6 protein-coding genes are annotated in these 6,412 nt (G+C 32.5%); all 6 read left to right on the plus strand.

Features of this window, described 5'->3' with window-relative positions:
• The first annotated feature begins 120 nt into the window (after positions 1-120).
• The 6 genes from Q0W95_RS07065 to cps2T are packed head-to-tail and all read left to right on the plus strand — an operon-like array spanning position 121 to position 6,312.
• Positions 121-1,572, plus strand: coding sequence for a sugar transferase (locus tag Q0W95_RS07065; protein WP_297791285.1), 1,452 nt, complete (start codon positions 121-123; stop codon positions 1,570-1,572).
• Positions 1,573-1,586: 14 nt separating this feature from the next.
• Complete coding sequence (rfbA, locus tag Q0W95_RS07070) at positions 1,587-2,483, plus strand: glucose-1-phosphate thymidylyltransferase RfbA (protein WP_297791287.1); 897 nt, start codon at positions 1,587-1,589, stop codon at positions 2,481-2,483.
• Between the two features lie 15 nt (positions 2,484-2,498).
• On the plus strand, positions 2,499-3,518 hold the full coding sequence (gene rfbB / locus Q0W95_RS07075) for a dTDP-glucose 4,6-dehydratase (RefSeq protein ID WP_297791290.1): 1,020 nt from the start codon (positions 2,499-2,501) through the stop codon (positions 3,516-3,518).
• 13 nt (positions 3,519-3,531) lie between these two features.
• Positions 3,532-4,446, plus strand: coding sequence for a dTDP-4-dehydrorhamnose reductase (gene rfbD, locus Q0W95_RS07080; RefSeq protein ID WP_297791291.1), 915 nt, complete (start codon positions 3,532-3,534; stop codon positions 4,444-4,446).
• 11 nt (positions 4,447-4,457) lie between these two features.
• Positions 4,458-5,060: a dTDP-4-dehydrorhamnose 3,5-epimerase gene (gene rfbC, locus Q0W95_RS07085; protein ID WP_297791293.1), complete on the plus strand. Its 603-nt coding sequence runs from the start codon at positions 4,458-4,460 to the stop codon at positions 5,058-5,060.
• Positions 5,061-5,073: 13 nt separating this feature from the next.
• The gene (gene cps2T / locus Q0W95_RS07090) at positions 5,074-6,312 is read left to right on the plus strand and encodes a beta 1-4 rhamnosyltransferase Cps2T (RefSeq protein WP_297791295.1); all 1,239 of its coding nucleotides are present in this window, start codon (positions 5,074-5,076) and stop codon (positions 6,310-6,312) included.
• Positions 6,313-6,412 lie beyond the last annotated feature (100 nt).

Raw genomic sequence — 6,412 nt, forward strand, 5'->3', positions numbered from 1 at the left:
AACATACTTTAATGTATAATAGATTTATATAGAATTAATTAGAGAAATGTTTTAGCTTAAATAATATGTATGCAGGTATAGTAGGCTGAGATTTTGTCAAAAGTAATTAAAGGAGAAGAGATGTATAGGAAAGATTCGGCAAGATGGATTAAAAATCTTGATTTTATTTTCTTAGACATGCTATGTTTACAAATAGCATATATTTTAGCCTATTGTATAAGTGGTTATGGTTTCAATCCCTACAATCAAACCATTTATCGAAACATAGCTGTAGTTATAGAATTGATAGATTTATTAGTAATATTCGTTTATGGAACATTTAATTCATTATATAATAGGGGATATTATGTTGAATTTGCAGTGACATTCAAACATGCTATGTTTGTTGGTGGTCTACAAATTCTGTACCTATTTATGCTACAAGAAGGACAAAACTTTTCTAGACTTAGTCTTCTTCTAACATATATGATCTATACAGTCTTAACCTATCTCGTAAGGGTATATTACAAAAAACACAAAAATCGTGATATCAACGAAGAGAAAAAAACTAGACTCCTACTTGTAACAAATGAGAAAGAAGCTTTAAGCCTAGTTAGAGATATCAAAAATAAGGCTCATATCAGGTATGTAATAACTGGTCTGGTAATAATAGATAAGAATATGCTAGGAGATAGCATAGAAGGAATAGAAGTTGTAGCTAGTGCGGATTCAGTGGCAAATCATGTTTGCCAAGAGTGGATTGACGAAGTACTAGTAGTTCTTTCTAATGACATGGCTTATCCAAAAAAATTAATAGATAGCTTAGTAGAAACAGGAGTCACTGTACATTACAATGTAAGAAATATCGTTCAAGAACCAGGTAAAAAGCAGTTTGTCGAAAGACTAGGTGACTATGTTGTAATAACTACTAGTGTAAACTATGTTTCATCTAGACAAGTGTTGATTAAAAGAGCTATGGATATATTCATAGGTCTTGTAGGTTGCTTATTTACAGGTCTTCTGTGTATCATAATAGGACCTATAATTTATTTTACTTCACCCGGACCAATATTTTTCAAACAAGACCGTGTAGGTAGAAATGGTAAAGTATTTAAGATGTATAAGTTTAGAAGCATGTACATGGATGCAGAAAAAAGAAAAGCTGAACTTATGAAAAAAAACCAATACGGAGATGCTAGGATGTTTAAGCTAGACTTTGATCCTCGTATTATTGGAAATAAAATGTTACCTGATGGAACAAAGAAAAAGGGCATAGGAGACTTTATAAGAAAAACAAGCATTGACGAGTTCCCTCAATTTTTCAATGTCCTAAAAGGAGACATGTCAATAGTAGGAACAAGGCCTCCACTACTATCAGAAACTGCCCTATACGAGCCTCATCACAGGGTAAGGCTTGCAATAAAGCCTGGTATTACAGGAATGTGGCAAGTAAGCGGAAGAAGTAACATCACAGACTTTGAAGAAGTAGTAAAACTTGATCGAAAATATATAGAGAATTGGAACATAGGATTAGATTTCAAGATACTTTTGAAGACATTTTTGGTTGTCTTTAAAAGAGATGGGTCTAAGTAAGTAAAGGAGTAGAGATGAAAGGTATTATTTTAGCAGGCGGTTCAGGTACAAGATTATATCCATTAACAACGGTAACATCTAAGCAGCTTTTGCCAGTATATGACAAACCAATGATATATTATCCTATGTCAGTTTTGATGAATGCTGGAATTAGAGAGATACTTATTATCTCTACACCAGAAGATACACCAAGATTTGCGGAGCTACTTGGTGATGGAAGTGATTTTGGTGTTACACTTAGCTACGCAGTCCAAGAAAGTCCTGATGGCTTGGCTCAAGCTTTTATCATTGGTGAAGACTTTATTGGAAATGATCCAGTTGCAATGATATTAGGTGATAATATCTTTGCTGGTAATGGGTTAAATGAGAGATTAAAAGACGCGGTAAAAAATGCTGAAGAAGGGAAAGGGGCCACAGTTTTTGGATACTATGTGGATGATCCAGAGCGTTTTGGTATCGTAGAATTTGATAATGATGGTAAAGCGATATCTATAGAAGAAAAACCCAAAAAACCAAAGAGCAATTATTGCGTAACAGGCTTGTATTTTTATGATAATGAAGTTGTAAAATATGCTAAAAGTCTAAAGCCAAGTCCTAGGGGTGAACTAGAAATAACTGACCTAAACAGGATATATCTAGAAAATAATAAGCTAAATGTAGAACTTTTAGGTCAAGGATTCACTTGGCTTGATACTGGCACTCATGAATCACTTGTAGAAGCTACCAATTTTGTAAAAACAATAGAAGACCATCAACATAGAAAAATTGCTTGTCTCGAAGAAATAGCCTATCTCAATGGTTGGATATCCAAAGATGAAGTAATGAAAGTATATGAGATATTCAAGAAGAACCAATATGGTCAGTATCTTAAAGACGTTCTTGATGGAAAATATAAGGATCAATTACATTAATAAAAAGAGGGAATAATGAAAATAGTAGTAACTGGTGGAGCAGGTTTTATAGGAAGTAATTTTATATTTTATATGTTAGAAAAATACCCTTATTATGAAATAATATGCATCGATAAACTAACATATGCAGGAAACTTATCAACCCTAAAACCTGTAATGGATAATGAAAAATTCAAGTTTTATAAGACTGATATATGCGATAGAGATGCAATATACAAATTATTTGAAGAAGAAAAACCTGATATAATAGTAAACTTTGCGGCAGAAAGTCACGTAGATAGATCTATTGAAAACCCTGAAGTATTCCTAGATACAAATATAATTGGGACAGCAGTACTTATGGACGCTTGTAACAAATTTGGAATAGAAAGGTTTCACCAAGTAAGTACAGATGAGGTTTATGGTGATTTACCGTTAGATAGACCAGATTTATTATTTACAGAAAAAACACCGATTCACACTAGCTCTCCTTATAGTTCATCCAAGGCCAGTGCAGACCTATTAGTCCAAGCTTATCATAGAACCTATGGCCTACCAATCACCATAAGTCGTTGCTCAAACAATTATGGACCTTACCAATTCCCGGAAAAGCTTATACCACTAATTATAGCAAATGCCTTGTCAGAAAAACCATTACCAGTATATGGAAAAGGATTAAACGTTCGTGATTGGTTATATGTAGATGATCATTGCTCAGCAATAGATAAAATAATCCATGACGGAAAAGACGGAGAAGTTTATAATGTCGGTGGACACAACGAGATGAAAAATATCGATATAGTTAAACTTATCTGTAAAGAACTTGGAAAATCAGAAGACTTAATAACATACGTTACAGACAGAAAAGGTCACGATATGCGCTATGCAATAGATCCTACAAAAATTCATAATGACCTTGGCTGGCTACCAGAAACAAAATTTCAAGATGGCATTAAAAAGACAATAAAATGGTATTTAGATAATAAAAAATGGTGGGAAGAAATAATTTCTGGAGAATATCAGAACTATTACAAAAAAATGTACGAAAATAGATAATGGAGAAATACAAATGAATGTATTTGTAACAGGAGTGGCAGGACAGCTTGGCCATGATGTGATGAACGAGCTTTACAAAAGAGGACACCAAGCAATTGGGTCAGATATTTCAGAAAAATATTCAGGAATAAATGATGATAGTCCAGTTGTAAATATGCCCTATGTTTCACTGGATATAACCGACAAAGAAAAAGTGGAAAAAGTTTTAACGGAAATAAAACCAGATGCCATAGTTCATTGTGCAGCTTGGACAGCAGTCGATCTTGCAGAAGAAAAAGAAAATATAGAAAAAGTTAGAAAAATAAATTCCTATGGAACAGAAAACATAGCGAAAATATGCAAAAAAATAGATGCAAAAATGCTTTATTTATCAACAGATTATATTTTTGACGGAGAAGGAAAAACTCCTTGGCAAGCAGATTGTAAAGAATATAAACCATTAAATATTTACGGACAAACAAAACTTGAAGGCGAAGAATTTGTAAGAAAATACCTAGAAAAATTTTTCATAGTTAGAATTGCCTGGGTTTTTGGAGTAAACGGAAATAATTTTATAAAAACCATGCTAAAACTTGCAAAGACTTACGACAATTTAAAAGTTGTTTCAGATCAAATAGGAACACCAACCTACACTTATGATTTGGCAAGATTGTTGGTAGATATGATAGATTCAGAAAAATACGGAACATATAATGCTACAAACGAAGGCGGATATATTTCATGGTACGATTTTGCGTGTGAAATATTCAGACAAGCAGGATGTAAAATAAAAGTAGATCCAGTTTCAACAAAAGAATATGGACAATCAAAAGCAAAAAGACCATACAACAGCAGACTAGATAAATCAAAATTAATAAAAGAAGGCTTTAAACCATTGCCAAGATGGCAAGATGCATTAGAAAGATATTTAAAATTAGTAGAATATTAAAAGGATAAAAAATGGGACAAATCAAAGTAAGCAAACTTCCAATAGAAGGATTGTATATAATAGAACCAACAGTTCATGGAGATGACAGGGGATATTTTATGGAAACCTACAATCAAAATGATATGAAAGAAGCGGGTTTAGATATGAATTTTGTACAAGATAATCAAAGTATGAGTACAAAAGGAGTCCTAAGAGGCCTACACTTTCAAAAAGAATTTCCTCAAGGAAAACTTGTAAGAGTAATAAAAGGAAGAGTTTTTGATGTAGCAGTAGACCTAAGAAGAGAAAGCAAAACTTTTGGAAAATGGTATGGTCTGGAACTTACAGAAGAAAATAAAAAGCAATTTTATATATCAGAAGGCTTTGCCCATGGATTTCTAGTGTTAAGCGATATAGCTGAGTTTTGTTACAAAGTAACAGACTTCTACCATCCAGGCGATGAAGGTGGCCTAGCTTGGAATGATCCAGATATAGGCATAGAATGGCCAGAACTTATAGGAGATTACAAGGGTTCAGCTTTAGCTGATGGATATGAATTATTAGATGGCACTAAGTTGAACTTATCTGATAAAGATCAAAAGTGGTTGGGAATAGAAGATACTTTTAAGTTTTAGAAATTGGGAAAATATGAATCAAGATAAAAATGTACAAAATGTTTTTCTCATAGGGGCAAAAAGCTTAGGAGCTTATGGCGGATATGAAACATTTGTATATAAGCTAACAGAATATCATCAAAATAATAAAAACATAAAATACCATGTAGCATGTAAAGCTAATGGCGAGGGATTTATGGATGAAACAAAGCTTGATGGTGCTAAAAAGCTATCTAAAAATGAATTCGAATTTCATAATGCAAGATGCTTTAAAATACCAATACCACAAATTGGTCCAGCCCAGGCAATTTATTATGATGTTTCAGCATTAAATGAGTGTATAAAATATATTAAAGCTAATAATATAAGTAACCCTATTGTTTATATAATGGCATGTAGAATCGGACCGCTTGCTAAGCATTTTTATAAAAAAATTCACAAACTAGGTGGCAAAGTTTATCTAAATCCAGATGGACATGAATGGATGAGGGCAAAATGGTCAGCTCCCATTAGAAAATATTGGAAGATATCAGAATCAATGATGGTTAAGTGGTCAGACCTTGTAATTTGTGACTCAATAAATATAGAAAAATATATTCACAAATCCTATGATGGAAAAGGAATAAGGGGTGGGAATCCAAAAACAACTTATATAGCATACGGAGCAGATCTTACTCCTAGTAAATTAAAAGATGATGATCCAAAACTTTTAAATTGGTATGCCGATAAAGGATTATCTAAAAAGGATTACTATTTAGTTGTAGGACGATTTGTACCAGAAAATTCATTTGAAATAATGATTCGTGAATTTATGAAAAGTAAAAGTAAAAGAGATTTTGCCCTAATAACAAATGTAAATGACAAATTTTTAAATGAGTTGGAAGAAAGATTACACTTTAAAAAAGATCCAAGAATTAAATTTGTTGGGACAGTGTATGACCAAGAACTTCTTAAAAAAATAAGAGAAAATGCTTACGCTTATTTACATGGTCACACTGTCGGCGGAACGAATCCAAGCTTAATAGAGGCTCTAGGCAGCACAGATTTGAATTTATTAGTAGATGTTGGATTTAACAAAGAAGTAGCAGAAGATGCAGCCTTGTATTGGAGCATGGGGGAAGGAAGTCTTTCTGATTTGATAAACAAAGCGGATACTTTATTAATTGATAAAAAAGAGGAGTTTGGTAATAGAGCTAAGAGCAGAGTAATAGATAAGTATAGCTGGGATTATATATGTAAAAAATATGATGATGTTTTTTTGGATAATAGGTGATTTTGTGGATATAATTGAGATATTTAAAAAACAAGGTGGATTTAATTTAATTAAACGATATTTTCATGGACGTGTATTATTAACAGCTATTAACCAATTT

The sequence above is a fragment of the uncultured Anaerococcus sp. genome (assembly GCF_947253225.1).
Taxonomy (GTDB): Bacteria; Bacillota; Clostridia; order Tissierellales; family Peptoniphilaceae; genus Anaerococcus.

Excerpts from the sequence above, each read along its gene's own strand:
- Q0W95_RS07065 (WP_297791285.1), top strand. The coding sequence starts at position 121 with ATGTATAGGAAAGATTCGGCAAGATGGATTAAAAATCTTGATTTTATT.
- rfbA (WP_297791287.1), top strand. The coding sequence starts at position 1,587 with ATGAAAGGTATTATTTTAGCAGGCGGTTCAGGTACAAGATTATATCCA.
- rfbB (WP_297791290.1), top strand. The coding sequence starts at position 2,499 with ATGAAAATAGTAGTAACTGGTGGAGCAGGTTTTATAGGAAGTAATTTT.
- rfbD (WP_297791291.1), top strand. The coding sequence starts at position 3,532 with ATGAATGTATTTGTAACAGGAGTGGCAGGACAGCTTGGCCATGATGTG.
- rfbC (WP_297791293.1), top strand. The coding sequence starts at position 4,458 with ATGGGACAAATCAAAGTAAGCAAACTTCCAATAGAAGGATTGTATATA.
- cps2T (WP_297791295.1), top strand. The coding sequence starts at position 5,074 with ATGAATCAAGATAAAAATGTACAAAATGTTTTTCTCATAGGGGCAAAA.